Raw genomic sequence first — 15316 nt, 5'->3', positions numbered from 1 at the left:
ACATAATTTTACACAATAGGTATTTATATTTAATTCTATTACCTCATTTAAGAAGATTACGATTTTAAATATTATGTTTATTGCTTTACATTATTTGTTTCTATTTACTGACGCTTCAACTATTCTTTTGTTAATAGAATAATTACATCCAAAATTAGAATCATCAAACAATTCTATTCTCGATAGTAAATCAATATCTTTTATATTACTCCAGTTAATTTCGCTGCTTAATTCTTTTAATATAATTTCTGAATCAAACCCAAGATAACCCCTACTATAATAGTTTATAATTTTAGGTTCTACATAATTTGTTAAGCCTATAGAATTATGTTTCTCTATAATTTTAATGTATAAGTTACATAAAGCTGCTTCCCGTTCTTTTCTTTCAGGTGAAGCTATCACCGTCTCTATTAAAGCAGATATAGCACTCGATATTTCAAGCCTTTCGAAAGCAACTCCGAACCACTTGCTATAGGGATAATATTTTTTTTCATAATAAAAACATATCTTCATCAGCTTATTTACTATTCTATTCGTAATAATACTTTCACCTATTCTATCATCCTTTTCTGCACATCTACCTATAAAAGCTTGTTCCTCATTAATTGATTTCCATAGTATAAATAAACGTAAGAGTAAAACATTCCTTGGGAAAAATTGAATAACTTGTCTTGCTTTAGTTAAATCTCCAATTCCATCATAAAATACTTCTCCACTTGTTAGTTCTAGTAGATGCTGTATTGGAAAGGATATCCAGTCCTTAAAATCTATTTCCCTATGTTGATTAAATACTATATCATTGTTAAAAAAAGAATTTACCGTATTTATTTCTATAAAATGGTTAATAGGATAGGTATTCTTATATTGCATATAACCATTATTAGTCCATCCTTCGACAGCCTTATAGTTAGTTGGAAACCCATTATATTCAAAGGGCAGGTTATATTTGAAGAGGGTATCTAACTTAGTTTTTACATCATTAAAGTTTTCTTCCTCTAAAAAAATTTGTAATCTGGGCCCCCAGACATGGTCAGTGGATTTATAGTCATCAAACCCCAATACATCTGAGCAATGTCCAATAAGCGCTGCTGCATATCGAAGATCCGGATATTGCTTATCTATTAGTGGTTTTATAATATCAAAGTAAAATCCTTTATTTAATTTTAATCCTGGGATAAATTCCTTCTCACTTTTACATACAAAGATATCACTCATATTCCTACTCCTTTTATCAATTAGTGAATAATATTCTACAATTTTTCATTTGAAGCATAGTTGTATATACTTATTGTAGCATAATTACAATAAAATGTATGTATATAAAAAAGCACCCCTACATAGAGATGCTCTAAATATTACCTTTTACTATTTTTTATATTAAATAACTATTTTAGCTCTTCCATAACCTTCCTAATATCAAAATCCTTATCTTGGATTTTATAATATTTTTCCCAATATTTATCTTGTTCTCGAAAACCAATTACGTTATCATCATAAAATGTAATAGAAAATACATCTTTAATATAAGTAATATAATCATCTTCATCATAGCTTGCCATAAAATTAAGTCTAAATTTAGACGAATCCTTAGGTCTCCTAGCTTTTTTATAAGATAACTCATCAATTATACTGACTAACTTATCTACTTTGCCATTTTCAGTATTATCTATCCAAGTTGAATAATCTATTAAATCTGAATCTATTTCATTTTCTTGTGTATAGCTAGAGTCATATGCATTTACTTGTTTATAGGTGTAGTCATAATTGTTTTTTGATATTAAGTTATTTGTAGGAAAAATATATGGTATGTCAATCCATACAATTATAGCAAAGAAAATGAAAATAACTATACCCCAAATGATTTTTTTCTTATTCACAAATAATCCTCCTAATTTTAAAGCGTGTTGCAGATTTTTTTGCAATACGCTTTCTTTATGTTGATTATATATTAAACTATTTTTCACCAAAAGACATAGTATACTCTATCTCTTTTGTGTCCTCATGAATACGTTCATCTACAACTATAAAATCATTTTTATCATAGAAGTTTATTGCTCTTTTGTTTTTTTTAAAGACATCTAATAGGAGATATGGATACCTAGATTTACAATGATCTATCAGTTTCTGTCCTATCCCTTCTTTTTGATATTCTTTTTTCACAAAAATTCCTGCTATATAATTTTGTTCTACAATTCCTATAAAACCCTTTATTATATTATTTTCTTCATAAACATAAATATCAGCAGATGGCAACATTTGTTTCACCATATCAAAGTTTTTAATCCAGTATTCTTCCGGTATAAAACTGTGAGCGTTAATGTTAGTTTCAAGCCAGATTGCCATTACATCATCTAATTTACTTATATCAAATTTTTTAATCATTCTATTCTCCTTCATTTTTAAAATATTAAAAGTAAGAGTAGAATACACTCATGAAGTTCACCTTTCTATTGCTTTTCTAATAATATATTTTATACTATTAGAAAACTCTATTAAGCTAAATTAATCCTTGTATCTCATGAAATATGTCTTCTAAAATAGTATTTCTATTTTTATTATTTATTGAATAAATTTCAATTCCAGGAAGTTTTTTTATCTCATCTATATCAGGATGTTTCTCATAAAAAATTGTTCCTATAACACAATTAGTACTACTTAGAATATTGCATATTTGCTGTTTGAATTTTGTTGATAATAATTGAATAGGACCTATTTCATCAATAATGATTATTTTATTTCTATTAGAATAATTGCTAATAGTTTGTAATGCAAAATCCTCAAATGCTTTTATATTGATACCATATCTGCCTATTCTAACATCACTTGGCATATCAACATCCGCTATTCTTTGCCGTTTACCATCTAAACTTACGCAATCAAATCCAATTCTATCAAAATCATTTTTTACTTCCTCAGTATAAAAACCTATACAATTGCATTCTCCTATAATTTGAATAATCTTTTTTAATATTGTAGTTTTTCCGATTCTAGGTTCACCTGATAATAATACTTTAGTCCCCATTTTATTCTCCTTATTATTAAAAATAATAGTTCTCAAATAGTTTACTGTAATTTGGATAATTATCAGCTTTACAACTAAGTGTAAATACTCCATTTGTACTTTTGGGTTACTTTTTTATATTATATTTTTTAATATAATAGTTAACGCTTAATTTAATACTATTAGGATGTAATTATAACATATTTTGCAAATACCGCATATTCAGTTTGAATAGTACGGCATCCACTTTATATTTAATTTCATAGTATAAGAACATTGCGAAATAAAGCCTATGCTAATTTTTGATATAAGATTTGTCTTTAAAATATTTAACTATAAGAGGGGATTAGCCAGTAGGTTTTGGTGCATCATGATTATTAAAATAAGACCAACCAATTATCGTAGCACTATCTCTACCTTTTTGTTTATGCACCTCATTAAAAACTCTTGATATATTTTGGGATATACTACTATCAAATGTTAGCATTTCACATAATTGTTTGCCATTTTCAAATGTTCTATTTCCACATTCTAATACTCCGTCAGTAAGTAAATATATGTAGTTCTGACCTTCTCTTAATAATCTCGTTCCTGTTGTATAGCAAGGAATATCTAAGTCAAAAGTATTTACTTTTCCAACCCACTCATAGAATTGTCTTTGGTTAAGTGCGAATTGATTTAATTCTATAAGTTCTGGATGAAATAAATATACAAGATTATCTCCTATAGACATCCACCAAAGATATTGTTCTTTTTGAGCTACTATTAGGCATGCAGTCTCGCCTTTTATATACTTACACTTTTCTTTAAATTCTTTACTGTTAAATATATCAAAAAAGAATTTATGCAATTGTGTAAAAACATTCTGAATTGGCATATCTAAAATTTGCTCTAAATGATATTGTTCTTTTTTTATTGTTTCAAGAACTAAGTTAGCACTTTCGCTTGTTGCATGTGCATCAAGTAGCAAGGCAAATCGCCAAGCATTGTCACTGCTACAAAGCATCAATGCACCATCCTCATTTTTATATGCACCACTATCAGAATTACCTCCATAGTACCCAAGAGTTATTTCTCCACATATTCTAATTGTATGTTTATTGAGAGACATATCTTCATTTCCAAGCCAATAAAGCCTATTGTTATCAGTCACAAGTCCACCCCCTAAAAGAGAATACATAAATTATTTAGTATGTCATATTTTACAATTTTCATTTGCAAGCATAGTTGCATATACTTATTGTAGCATAATTACAATAAAATGTATGTATATAAAAAAGCACCCCTACATAGAGATGCTCTAAATATTATCTTTTACTATTTTTTATATTAAATAATTATTTTAACTCTTCCATAATCTTTTTAATATCAAAATCCTTATCCTGGATTTTATAATATTTTTCCTTATGTTGATCTTGTTCTTGAAAACCAATTACGTTATCATCATAAAATGTAATATAAAATACGCCTTTAGTATAAGTAGTATATTCATCTTCATCATAGCTAGCTACAAATTCAAGACTATATTTAGACCAATCCTTAGGTCTCCTAGCTTTTTTATAGGACAACTCATCAATTATACTGACTAACTTATCTACTTCGCCATCTTTATTATTATCTATCCTAATGAAATTATCTAGAAAATCTGAATCTATTTCATCTTCTTGTCTATAGGTATAATCATATGCACGTACTTGTTTATAGGTGTAATCATAGTCGGTTTTTGACATTAAGTTATTTTTAGGAAAAATATATGGTATGTCAATCCATACAATTATAGCAAAGAAAATTAAAATAACTATTCCCCCAAATGATTTCTTTCTTATTCACAAATAATCCTCCTAATTTAAAAGCGTGTTGCAGAATTTTTGCAACACGCCTCTTTATGTTGATTATATATTAAACTATTTTTCACCAAAAGACATAGTATACTCTATCTCTTTTGTGTCCTCATGAACACGTTCATCTACAACTATAAAATTGTTTTTATCATAGAAGTTTATTGCTCTTTTGTTTTCTCTAAAGACATCTAATAGGAGATATGGATACCTAGATTTGCAATGATCTATCAGTTTCTGTCCTATACCTTCTTTTTGATATTCTTTTTTCACAAAAATTCCTGCTATATAATTTTGCTCTACAATTCCTATAAAACCCTTTATAATATTATTTTCTTCATAAACATAAATATCAGCAGATGGCAACACCTGTTTCACCATATCATAATTTTTAATCCAGTATTCTTCCGGTATAAAGCTGTGAGCATTAATGTTAGTTTCAAGCCAGATTGCCATTACATCATCTAATTTACTTATATCAAATTTTTTAATCATTCTATTCTCCTTCATTTTTAAAATATTAAAAGTAAGAGTAGAATACACTCATGAAATTCACCCTTTCTATTGCTTTTCTAAATTTATGTTGTTCTATGGATATACATTCTTGTCAGATTTTTTTCACCCTCGGCTTGGACCATACACAGAAACTCCCAACCATGACGCTCATAAAAAGACGTGTGATCTGTAACAAGATAAAGTGTATCAATATTTTTTTCTCTCATATCATCACATACATAGTTCAGCATTTTACCAGCAATTCCTTGACAGCGATAATCATCTTCCACATAAACAGCACATACATTAGGAGTTAAATCTTTTCTGTTATGAAAATCATTTTCTATTACACCAAGTCCACCTACAATTTTATCTCCTATTATTACTATATACCATTGTGGAACAGGAGTTTTATTTTTCATACATTCATCTATGCTTTCAAGATATGCTTCAAGGGGAATATTCCACTTTTCATGAAACCAATTTGCCGCGTAGTTTTTCAATTCAGGGTGTTCCTGTATTTTTATAATTCTATAATTGCTCATTTTTCACTCCTCAAAAATTAATATTATTACAAGATATTTTTAAATACCACATTATTCAATTTTCAAAAAAGAACTCTTGTCATATATTTTCTTAGATATTTTCATGTATATGATTCATCACACATTATAATATCCTCAGGGGTTCCCGCTGTTACTATCTGACCACCATTTTCTCCTTCATCTAGGCCCATATCTATTATATAGTCTGCAGTTTTTATAAAATCCAAATTATGTTCAATTATCCTTTTTAGTGGCATATTATCTTATACTCATAGCTTATGTCAACATTACTTTTTACCATGTTCCAAACAGGGCATAACGACTCTTCCATCAGTTTTATAGTCCTCTCAATCTCATCAGTCTGTGCGTCCTTTGATGCAATTTCAAATATTAAATGTATACTTTTAAAATATGTAGGATAGGTTTCTCTTCTTTCACCTGAAGCAATTACTTTTAATTCAGATACAGTCTTGTTCATCTTCCTAATCAATAAAGCTAAGGTCATCCCACTGCAGGTTGCCAGACTCATAAGAAATAGCTCAAGTGGAGTATACCCATCGCCTTCCACGGAATCAATAATTATCTCCTTATTATAACGTGATACCCCTGAAAATTTCACCTTGTCATTTATAAGATCTGCTGTTACTGTCAAATTATTACTCACAATAAAACCTCCTAAAATTACATTTATACTATTTGAGAATATTTCGAATTACCTCAACGATAAATTTGGAATTTATTGTTGTAAATATCCTTTTTGATTGAAATAGTTTAAATAGCGTTTCTTCTGTGTTTCTATCATTTCTCCAGAGTTTACAAAAGAAATGAAATCTGTTTCATTTAACCATTTATATGACATAGTTTCTCCCTTTTGAAGTGTTATAGATGTTTTATCACAATCCGTAACGCACAAGAAAGTATAGAAAATACACTTATCATCATCGAAAACAAAATGGTCAACCTCTTTATTTATATTGGTTCAGTAACTAAAAACTTTAATTACAGCATATTCTAAAAATATTTATAATTTTAAGTTCGCACTTTTCTTACAATTTTCTATTTACAAACATGGTTTAATATGATTATTATAGCATAATTACAATAAAATGTATGTATATAAAAAGCCCCCCTATAAAGAGATGCTATGTTAAATTGTCTAGTAACTCTGAATCTATTTCATTTTCTAGGATATAGGTATAGTCAAATGCACGTACTTGTTTATAGGTGTAGTCATAGTTGGTTTTTGACATTAAGTTTTTTGTAGGAAAAATATATGGTATGTCAATCCATACAATTGTAGCAAAGAAAATGAAAATAACTATTCCCCAAATGATTTTTTTCTTATTCACAAATAATCCTCCTAATTTTAAAGCGTGTTGCAGATTTTTTTGCAACACGCTTCTTTATGTTGATTATATATTAAACTTGTCCACTTTTGTTTTAAATTTCTTTATCAAGCATTATTTTTAAATCTTTGGCAATCTCTTGTGAAAAATTATGTTTTTTATCACTAAATGTCCACCCAAATCCGTCTCCCTTATATCTTGGAAAAACATGCATATGGTAATGTCCAATATCATTAAATTCTCCACCATTTTGCATTANNGGAGAATACTTTTCTTTAATTACCTTAACAATTCTTTTAGATAATACCATCATAGACGTTACTACCTCAGTTGGAATTTCATCAGTATCTAAATAGTGGCTTTTAGGAATTATAAGTACATGGCCTTCATTTATTGGCTCTATAGTTAAGAAGCACATAATTAAATCATTCTCATATACTAAGTTACATGGTAAGTCACCTTTTACAATTTTACAAAATATACAATCCATAGTTACCTCCTTAATTATTCTTAAACTTTCGTATTATAATACAATTATGATTTAAACCCCTATTGCTATATACATATAATAGCATATATTCCATAACTAAACTATTTGATTTTCAAAGATAATTATATAAGAATGTAGTGTGGTACTACCAATTGGTTATTTCGCTATTTCCTTGAAGTGTGAAATAACTCAACTACACATTATGCTTACACTTCAAAGTTATTAATCCAAAACTTTTTTGTAATACTGAATTGTATAATATGTTTCGTATCCAATCGCTTTATAAAATTCTCTGCTTCCTCCTATCATATATGTTGCACCCATTTTAGCGGTTCTGTTTATTGCTTCATAAAGTAATGCTTTCGCCAAACCCTTGCGACGATATTGTGGCACAGTAGACAATGGCTCGAGAAAGGCGTAATGATTAACCTCATCCAGCCAAATCAATCCATAAGAGCAATAATCTCCATTATCTGCTTTTGCAATAAAAAGCAAATCTTTTCGAAAATTCGGCATATTCAAACCAAGCATATAGCCATCAAGATCGTTATCATCTTCATGATCAAACCCCTTCCAAACGGCATTTGCTGCTTTTTTATAATTGTTTTCTTCATCAAAAGTAATTATTCTGAAACCATCTGGTAATTCAACTTTTGGCAATCCTTTTGAATAATCATAAACCGTTAAATCATAGTCCCATGAATGAGTGTAGCCTTTTGATAATAGCAGCTTTTGAAATTCAGGTTCAACTGTAGAAGTCCTAACTTGCAAAATTTTCTTTCCATCATCATTTATAGCATATAAATTTTTTTCAGCGTATTCAAGAAGTTCAGGCTTCATGTATTCATAGCTGTTTGCAGTAAAAATGTATGCTTCTCCAAGCTTTGACTCATAAGAACATAATGCAACAATCTCATCATTATCTTGCCATATACCAATTTTATAATGCTTTACAAAATCAAACCATGGCAATCCTTGAGTGTACTCCCAAGTGGCTTCAGCCCAGTGTCCATTTCTTAGATATGGTACATAATTATTTCTAAAAAACATAGAAACTTTTTCGAAATCAGTAAACATACAATAATTTTTAAACGAGATACCCATTTTTATCCCTCCTTGTTTAAAATCATATGGTAATTAATAAGTTAAGTATAGGTAATAAACAATATAGAAATAACTTTTATCTCTTAGATTCTTACTATTGTTCATTATTACTCTCCATCTCTATTTTCTATTTCAATGATAGTCATGATAGCGTAATTGGCTAAATCTAATAGTGTATCAATAATGCTTTCATCTTTTACTTCAGCATCCTGCTTAATTAATTGCTTATATCTTCGCAATTTATCTTCTAATCTTATTGCAGGCATAGTCAAACCATACTCTTGAAATCCTTTTGTAAAACTATCTCCATAATCTTTATTCTTTGTGGTATGTATTTAATTTAATTTTCCACATATTTTCTTATGTTGATCAATTTTTTCCATATAAAACACTCCTTTCATATGATTCGTAATTTCATGCTATTATAATGTAATTATAACATATTTTTCAAATACCGTACTATTCAATTTTCAAAGATCAATATGTCTTAATTAGTTCGCAATATAAGAAAATTACACACTAACATCACTTCAAATTATGATTATTCTACATGGTAGGTATCGTCATTACCTGAGCATATTTCAATAAGGTTTCCTTCTGGATCTGCAACATAACAGATTCGCATACCATAAGATTCAGTAGTAGGTTTATAAACTGGCTTTGCTCCTGCATTTACAACACGTTGAAATTCTATATCTACATCAGAATAATTAGGAACATCAAAACAAAGCTCCATATTGCCATTTATGCCTTTATTCCAATGGTATACCTCAGGTATAGATTCTTCAAAACCTTCTCTTGTGCATAAAATAAAATGATGAATTTGTCCTTCCATTTCAATAGCTGTAAATCCACTGCCATCCCAATTTATATTTAATCCCATTATATCTTTATAAAATTTAACCATAGTTTCCATGTTATTGACATATAATCCAATTGCTCCAAATCTCATTGTTATACCTCCGTTAATTCAAATAATCTTTTAGTTCACCACAAATTATAATTATTCACTTACATTTACAGTTTTATATACTTATTGTAGCATAAATACTATATATTGTATTTTAATATTTGAAAAAATCACTTCTATAAAGAGGTGCTCTAAGTAGCGTATGATTAATTTTTCATATTATTTAAGTCACAAAATAAAAAATACCGCATAATTCACTTCTGAATAAGACGGTATTTAAAATAATATTATCTTCTAGGGTTTTCAAAGGAAGGTGGTGTTGGGTTTGGAGCTTCATGGGAAGGGCCTGGAGTTGATAAATCAAAATATAACTTAGAATCTTCAGTAACTCCAAAATCCTTATTTGAACCGCTCTTTTGAACTTTATTTAAAGCCTCTCTAAATAATGCGTTATGAGCTTCTTCTCTATTAAGTAAAAAATCTATTGTTGCTCTTACTTCTTTATCCTCTATCTGTCTATAGAGATATTCATAAACAACCTTTGCTCTTTGTTCAGATGCTATATTAGATAGTAAATCTGCAACTAAGTCTCCCGTAACAGTTACATAATCTGCTGTCCATGGAGCACCTGATGAGTTAATAAGTACAGGCGATAAACCACATTGTACATGTGTTTGAATTTCTCCATTACATACTTCAGTATTATTAACATCATGACCATTCAAAAGATTTATAGTTTGTGCAACCATTTCCATATGGCTAAGTTCCTCAGCTCCTATATCTAAGAATAAGTCCTTTATTTCAGGATCTTTTATTCTAAAGCTCTGAGAAATATACTGCATAGCTGCTTTTAACTCACCATTTCCTCCTCCTAGTTGTTCTTGCATTAGTACTGCATACTGAGGATTTGGTCTCTCTACTTTAACTTCATGTAACAATTGCTTTTTATGTTCAAACATTCTACTTCCTCCTAATAATATATTTTTATTAAATTTATTATTAGCAAAGTTTCAGTGTAATATTCTACACCTTTACCATAATACGGTATTAAAAATAATAATATTTGATTATATCTTTATTCATCATTGAAAGTATCTACTTTCGAAACCTAAACTACCTATAGAAATAGATGATTTATTAATTGGAAGGATGGTCAATGGCTTGAACATCTAATTCCAATGATTTCAATGATTTCATTCTCCTTTCTAAAAATGGTCTTTGCCATTTAAAATAATATCAGCTAAAGCCTCTGCATTTTTATAATAATAAGTGAAACCTTCATCTCTTTCAAGAGATTCATCATTTAATTCTCTTTCAATAAATTCAATACATTCATTTAGCCGTGAAAGTGTCACATCCCAAAGAAACTGTTTGTAATCAGGTTTATATAACAATTTATCATATATGCTTTTTAGGAAAATCTCTCTATATTCATCTGTCATATAAAATGGAAAAGGAAAAAACTTCTCTGATCCGTGGGATATTAAACGCGCAATATCCAAAGAATAAGGCATAATACCTGCAAATGCCCAGTCTATTAAAACAATACCTTCATTGCTTTCTATTGCATTACACTGCAAGAAATCCCCATTACATAAGGTGCGTGGACATACTAACTGTCTATCTAAAAAAACACCATATGCAGAAGATAGTTTCTGCTCATTTATAAGACATTTTGACCTTCTATTTATTCTTGTCCAATATCTTTCAAATCGGTTGTCCAACTCATTATCTTTAAAGTCATTTTCCTGCCAGTACATATTAAAAATACTAGAAAGACTGTCTGCACATCCATAAGCCATGTCTTCATTAAATATTCGTAAATCTGTTCCAGCTATATATTCAATTAATATCCACCTCACGTTGTTAATATAAGCCCATCCCTCAAGTTTTGGCACAGGTAGATTTTTATTCTCAAGAAACTTTTTATAAACTTCTACCTCATATTTATCTGACTTTTTCAAAATATATGTCTTATCATCTGACATTATTTTATAGACATTATATGCCCTGTCTACACCTTCTCCGTTATCGTGAAAACGTTCAATATTAATTTTCTGTGAAAGTGTTACATTAATTACATCAAGAACACTCTTCAACATGTTTATATGGTTTATATCTCTTATTTTTTCTGTATATACCCCTTTCATTGGATATCCCCCTTTTGTTCTATGAATACAATCTATAAAACCTAAACTACCTATGCTAAATGATTATTTTTTCGATTTTCTATTATCCCAGAAAATATTACAATTAATATACCCCAAAATAAAAATTTAGTAAGAAAGTCAGGGATTTTTTCACCTAGTAACATAAGCATAATTATTACAACAATATTTAAAACATATATAATTAAAGCAATTTTTGAAATTTTATTCATTCATATACCTCCTTGAAATAGCTGATTTATTCATTTGAATAATGGTCAATGGCTTGAATAGCAAACTCCAATGATTTAATTCTTCTTTCTAAAAGTGTTCTTTGAGGACTTCCAACCTTAGACTTAGCATAAACTCTTTCAATTGATGGGAGTAAACCAGTAAGAACATTTCCAGCTTCAACTAATTCTTTCTCATTGTAATGGTGGGGTATTTGATTCCAAACTTTCTCTAGCATGTCCAACCCAATGTGAAGAGCTTTAAGTCGTTTCTTTATTAAGGTAGTATTTGACCCTTTCTCTGTCATCTGAGCCAAGGCCTTTTCGGATTTACTGATAGTTGACTGGAAGGATTTTATTGATTCCAATTTACATTCATCTGATATATTTTCCATGTTAGTGCTCTCCTTTTTTCGTCTATTAATTATTTTGATTCACGAGGTTAAACCATATTTGGTAATTTTTATAATATGTATTTATATTTGATTATATTAGCTAATATATTTAAAATACGGCTTAACTACCTCTTATTTATACTTTATAATCTTAGTATTTACTTATAATCTGCAAATATCAGCTAAAGCATTAGTAAATAGTTTCGGTTGATCAAGCATCATAAAGTGACCAGCTTCTTTTATAATAAACATTTTTTTGTTTGGTGCATTAATTGAATTAAAATAACGACTTGCTATTGTATGCGGGGCTTGAAAATCTCTGTCTCCAAGAATATAAAAAACAGGTATTTCATAATCACGACTTTCTTCATATAAACTATGTGAAAATAAAAAATCCCAAAGTTTTTTATTACTACTCATCCCTTTAAATAAACTCACAATATCTGACAACCTGAAAATTGGGCTTTTAAGTAATGTTTTTATTATAAGAATAAAATTCATTCCAACCTTATACTTTCCTTGCAGTATTCTAATTCTTTGTAATTTCTTTATCATAGGCTTTTCGTAATTTTTTTCGGGATAAACCCCTATTTTTTCAAGACTGTCTAAATCCTTTTTATTGCCCGCTTTTATTATTAATTCCCTTACTCTTTCGTAACCAATCTTTTCATTCTCCACTATATCTATTACTTGTCCTGCACCGATGTAGTATAATACCTCTTGAGGATATTTCAGCACAAATAATGTTCCCAGTACACTTCCCCAAGAATGACCTAATATAACAATCTTCTCCTTGTTATATTTCTTTTTCAAATAATTAACTATTTCAAATAAATCATCTATTAATTCTTCACAAGAAGGATAGTTACTATTTCTTTTCGATTTGGTTAATGTTTTTCCTGCACCTCTTTGATCCCAATGAACAATGTTAAAAAAACTTGATAATTCTTTTTGAAAAGCATATGCGAATGTTGACTCTGGCATTCCTGGACCACCATGTAAAAATAAAAGGACAGGAAGTTCAGCACTGATGGTGTGGTGTAACAAGTATTGTTCTATTCCATTGATTTTGATATATTCTGAAGAATAATCGTTCTGTTTTTTCATAACTTACACCTCCTCTATAAAAATAATCTCTATTTCTGAACATACTGGTATTTCAACATTATTACTTATAGTTGTACAAATTTTATTTTACTACCTCACCATTATATCCACCAGTAATTTCAATAATGTTATCATCAGGGTCTTTTAATTGAAAATAATAATATGGTGTTCTGGAATAAAAATATTTTATATTAGTAATCTTCGTTGATATATTTAAACTTATAATCCTATCGTATTCCTTTTGCAAATCTTCAATCCAAAAATTTAAAACAAACTTATTTTTATTAGGTGCACTTGTTACACCAGTGAAATCAAATTCTTTATCATATTTGCCTATACTTATTATCTTATCAGGATTTTCTTCATCGAAGTGTGGATTAAGCATAGATATGTTGTGTCCTTCAAAGTGAAATTCTGCAAACCTATTTTGATTTCTACAACTTACTTCTATATCAAGCAATTTACTGTAGAAATCTATAGATTTATTAATATCTGCTACAACAAGATAAATGGAACCTAAATGTAACATAAAAAAATCCTCCTCTACTTCTTTTTCCAACGTTTCAAATTTGGCATATTTTTTTCTCCATAGTTAATCTCTCCTATCAATATTTAAATTGTTAATTATGTATTATTATACCATTTAAAAATTGACACCTGTATGTCAACTTTAAAAATAATTTTCATAAGCTTCTTTAAATCTATTTGCAACTTCACTTTTTAATGATTCAGGAGAAATAACTTTAGCATGATTCCCAAATGACATAATCATCCCATAAAGCCACTCATCTTTAGGATAATTCAATGATACAGTAAAAGCTCCATCCTCATTAGATTTTATTTCATGTTCTTCAAAATAATCAAATACTTGATATGCCATACATTTATCTATTTTCATAGAAAACGAAATTTTATTTTGCGGAGAATCTATATATTTATCAATTTCTTCTTTATCCTCTATGTTAAGCTCCTTCTTTTTAAAAGACTCATCAAGACATTCAACTCTTTTCATTCTTGACAATTTAAATACTCTAATAGCCTGTTTTTCTTGACAGTACCCTCTTAAATACCATGCATGTCCTTTAAACCAAAGCTGTATTGGCTCCACTTTACGAGTTGAAATATCTCCAATTCTACCGTAATAATCAAATTTTAAAACACGTGTTTTCACTATTGCAAATTTTACTCTTTGAAATAATTCTTGATGTTGATTACTCCAATCAGAAAAATCTATCGAAATCCAATTTGGATTTTTTATTTGAAATAGCCCAGATAATTTAACTAATAAATCATTAATAGTGCCTTTTTCTACCTCTTGTATACTTTGAATGGCTGCTAAAATTTGAATCTGTTCATCTTCAGATACAATACTTTTTTCAAAAACAAAATTATCAAGGATTGCAATTCCTCCATACTTTCCTTTTTTAGCGTATATAGGAATTCCAGCCATACTTAACGTTTCCACATCACGATAAATAGTTCGTACAGATACTTCAAAATGTTCTGCTAATTCACTAGCTTTTATACATTTTTTTTCTGATAGCAAATACATTATTTCAAATAATCGCTTCAATCAATCTCCCCCCAAAATGGTGTACAACTAATCAATTATCAACATTAAATCCTCTCCTGCAGGATATCTATATTGTACATATATTGAATAAAACTTACCACAATAGAATTATATGGTAAGCTTTGTATAAGGTAT

The 15316-nt window shown here is 28.8% G+C and carries 23 protein-coding genes; all 23 read right to left on the bottom strand.

Annotated features, from left to right (window positions below; genetic code table 11):
• Positions 1 to 90 precede the first annotated feature (90 nt).
• Entirely contained in the window at positions 91 to 1215 is a 1125-nt protein-coding gene (locus B2694_RS15770) for a DUF4037 domain-containing protein (protein WP_346886552.1), read from the bottom strand.
• Positions 1216 to 1385: 170 nt separating this feature from the next.
• On the bottom strand, positions 1386 to 1877 hold the full coding sequence (locus B2694_RS15765; protein ID WP_346886551.1) for a hypothetical protein: 492 nt from the start codon (positions 1875 to 1877) through the stop codon (positions 1386 to 1388).
• A gap of 76 nt (positions 1878 to 1953) precedes the next feature.
• Complete coding sequence (locus B2694_RS15760) at positions 1954 to 2382, bottom strand: N-acetyltransferase (RefSeq protein WP_346886550.1); 429 nt, start codon at positions 2380 to 2382, stop codon at positions 1954 to 1956.
• Positions 2383 to 2497: 115 nt separating this feature from the next.
• Complete coding sequence (locus tag B2694_RS15755) at positions 2498 to 3022, bottom strand: NTPase (protein ID WP_346886549.1); 525 nt, start codon at positions 3020 to 3022, stop codon at positions 2498 to 2500.
• Between the two features lie 325 nt (positions 3023 to 3347).
• On the bottom strand, positions 3348 to 4154 hold the full coding sequence (locus B2694_RS15750) for a protein phosphatase 2C domain-containing protein (protein ID WP_346886548.1): 807 nt from the start codon (positions 4152 to 4154) through the stop codon (positions 3348 to 3350).
• Positions 4155 to 4338: 184 nt separating this feature from the next.
• A complete protein-coding gene (locus tag B2694_RS15745; protein ID WP_346886547.1) occupies positions 4339 to 4731 on the bottom strand; it encodes a hypothetical protein in 393 nt (130 codons plus the stop codon).
• 174 nt (positions 4732 to 4905) lie between these two features.
• Positions 4906 to 5334 carry an N-acetyltransferase gene (locus tag B2694_RS15740; protein WP_346886546.1) on the bottom strand — a complete coding sequence of 143 codons (429 nt, stop codon included), beginning with the start codon at positions 5332 to 5334 and terminating at the stop codon, positions 4906 to 4908.
• An 83-nt stretch (positions 5335 to 5417) separates the two neighbouring features.
• Positions 5418 to 5879, bottom strand: coding sequence for a GNAT family N-acetyltransferase (locus B2694_RS15735; protein WP_346886545.1), 462 nt, complete (start codon positions 5877 to 5879; stop codon positions 5418 to 5420).
• A gap of 101 nt (positions 5880 to 5980) precedes the next feature.
• Positions 5981 to 6106, bottom strand: coding sequence for a hypothetical protein (locus tag B2694_RS15730; protein ID WP_346886544.1), 126 nt, complete (start codon positions 6104 to 6106; stop codon positions 5981 to 5983).
• A gap of 20 nt (positions 6107 to 6126) precedes the next feature.
• Complete coding sequence (locus B2694_RS15725) at positions 6127 to 6543, bottom strand: OsmC family protein (protein WP_346886543.1); 417 nt, start codon at positions 6541 to 6543, stop codon at positions 6127 to 6129.
• A gap of 72 nt (positions 6544 to 6615) precedes the next feature.
• On the bottom strand, positions 6616 to 6738 hold the full coding sequence (locus B2694_RS15720; protein WP_346886542.1) for a hypothetical protein: 123 nt from the start codon (positions 6736 to 6738) through the stop codon (positions 6616 to 6618).
• 283 nt (positions 6739 to 7021) lie between these two features.
• On the bottom strand, positions 7022 to 7228 hold the full coding sequence (locus B2694_RS15715; RefSeq protein WP_346886541.1) for a hypothetical protein: 207 nt from the start codon (positions 7226 to 7228) through the stop codon (positions 7022 to 7024).
• 91 nt (positions 7229 to 7319) lie between these two features.
• Positions 7320 to 7715, bottom strand: coding sequence for an HIT family protein (locus tag B2694_RS15710; RefSeq protein WP_346886540.1), 396 nt, complete (start codon positions 7713 to 7715; stop codon positions 7320 to 7322).
• Positions 7716 to 7937: 222 nt separating this feature from the next.
• Positions 7938 to 8819 carry a GNAT family N-acetyltransferase gene (locus B2694_RS15705; RefSeq protein ID WP_346886539.1) on the bottom strand — a complete coding sequence of 294 codons (882 nt, stop codon included), beginning with the start codon at positions 8817 to 8819 and terminating at the stop codon, positions 7938 to 7940.
• A gap of 107 nt (positions 8820 to 8926) precedes the next feature.
• On the bottom strand, positions 8927 to 9154 hold the full coding sequence (locus tag B2694_RS15700; RefSeq protein WP_346886567.1) for a nucleotide modification associated domain-containing protein: 228 nt from the start codon (positions 9152 to 9154) through the stop codon (positions 8927 to 8929).
• 206 nt (positions 9155 to 9360) lie between these two features.
• The gene (locus B2694_RS15695) at positions 9361 to 9771 is read right to left on the bottom strand and encodes a VOC family protein (protein WP_346886538.1); all 411 of its coding nucleotides are present in this window, start codon (positions 9769 to 9771) and stop codon (positions 9361 to 9363) included.
• A gap of 245 nt (positions 9772 to 10016) precedes the next feature.
• Entirely contained in the window at positions 10017 to 10688 is a 672-nt protein-coding gene (locus tag B2694_RS15690) for a manganese catalase family protein (RefSeq protein WP_346846838.1), read from the bottom strand.
• Positions 10689 to 10934: 246 nt separating this feature from the next.
• Positions 10935 to 11879, bottom strand: coding sequence for a phosphotransferase (locus B2694_RS15685; protein ID WP_346886537.1), 945 nt, complete (start codon positions 11877 to 11879; stop codon positions 10935 to 10937).
• 50 nt (positions 11880 to 11929) lie between these two features.
• A complete protein-coding gene (locus B2694_RS15680) occupies positions 11930 to 12109 on the bottom strand; it encodes a hypothetical protein (RefSeq protein WP_346880350.1) in 180 nt (59 codons plus the stop codon).
• Positions 12110 to 12135: 26 nt separating this feature from the next.
• Positions 12136 to 12501 carry a hypothetical protein gene (locus B2694_RS15675; RefSeq protein WP_346886536.1) on the bottom strand — a complete coding sequence of 122 codons (366 nt, stop codon included), beginning with the start codon at positions 12499 to 12501 and terminating at the stop codon, positions 12136 to 12138.
• Between the two features lie 162 nt (positions 12502 to 12663).
• Positions 12664 to 13608, bottom strand: a complete 945-nt coding sequence (locus B2694_RS15670) for an alpha/beta hydrolase (protein WP_346886535.1) — start codon at positions 13606 to 13608, stop codon at positions 12664 to 12666.
• Positions 13609 to 13690: 82 nt separating this feature from the next.
• Entirely contained in the window at positions 13691 to 14137 is a 447-nt protein-coding gene (locus tag B2694_RS15665) for a VOC family protein (RefSeq protein WP_346846834.1), read from the bottom strand.
• 141 nt (positions 14138 to 14278) lie between these two features.
• Positions 14279 to 15181 (bottom strand): YafY family protein, encoded by a 903-nt coding sequence (locus B2694_RS15660; RefSeq protein WP_346886534.1) that lies wholly within the window; start codon positions 15179 to 15181, stop codon positions 14279 to 14281.
• Positions 15182 to 15316 lie beyond the last annotated feature (135 nt).

This window comes from Clostridium sp. UBA4395, from assembly GCF_002390995.1.
Lineage (GTDB): Bacteria > Bacillota > Clostridia > Clostridiales > Clostridiaceae > Clostridium_J > Clostridium_J sulfidigenes.
Note: the sequence above shows the minus strand (reverse complement) of the source record. Positions and strands in the feature narration are given on the sequence as shown.

Bases quoted from the DNA above. Each gene is read 5' to 3' on its own strand.
- B2694_RS15690 (WP_346846838.1), bottom strand. From the start codon at position 10,688: ATGTTTGAACATAAAAAGCAATTGTTACATGAAGTTAAAGTAGAGAGA.
- B2694_RS15760 (WP_346886550.1), bottom strand. From the start codon at position 2,382: ATGATTAAAAAATTTGATATAAGTAAATTAGATGATGTAATGGCAATC.
- B2694_RS15665 (WP_346846834.1), bottom strand. From the start codon at position 14,137: ATGTTACATTTAGGTTCCATTTATCTTGTTGTAGCAGATATTAATAAA.
- B2694_RS15755 (WP_346886549.1), bottom strand. From the start codon at position 3,022: ATGGGGACTAAAGTATTATTATCAGGTGAACCTAGAATCGGAAAAACT.
- B2694_RS15705 (WP_346886539.1), bottom strand. From the start codon at position 8,819: ATGGGTATCTCGTTTAAAAATTATTGTATGTTTACTGATTTCGAAAAA.
- B2694_RS15740 (WP_346886546.1), bottom strand. From the start codon at position 5,334: ATGATTAAAAAATTTGATATAAGTAAATTAGATGATGTAATGGCAATC.
- B2694_RS15720 (WP_346886542.1), bottom strand. From the start codon at position 6,738: ATGTCATATAAATGGTTAAATGAAACAGATTTCATTTCTTTTGTAAAC.
- B2694_RS15770 (WP_346886552.1), bottom strand. From the start codon at position 1,215: ATGAGTGATATCTTTGTATGTAAAAGTGAGAAGGAATTTATCCCAGGA.
- B2694_RS15670 (WP_346886535.1), bottom strand. From the start codon at position 13,608: ATGAAAAAACAGAACGATTATTCTTCAGAATATATCAAAATCAATGGA.
- B2694_RS15680 (WP_346880350.1), bottom strand. From the start codon at position 12,109: ATGAATAAAATTTCAAAAATTGCTTTAATTATATATGTTTTAAATATT.
- B2694_RS15745 (WP_346886547.1), bottom strand. From the start codon at position 4,731: ATGTCAAAAACCGACTATGATTACACCTATAAACAAGTACGTGCATAT.
- B2694_RS15685 (WP_346886537.1), bottom strand. From the start codon at position 11,879: ATGAAAGGGGTATATACAGAAAAAATAAGAGATATAAACCATATAAAC.
- B2694_RS15735 (WP_346886545.1), bottom strand. From the start codon at position 5,879: ATGAGCAATTATAGAATTATAAAAATACAGGAACACCCTGAATTGAAA.
- B2694_RS15695 (WP_346886538.1), bottom strand. From the start codon at position 9,771: ATGAGATTTGGAGCAATTGGATTATATGTCAATAACATGGAAACTATG.
- B2694_RS15675 (WP_346886536.1), bottom strand. From the start codon at position 12,501: ATGGAAAATATATCAGATGAATGTAAATTGGAATCAATAAAATCCTTC.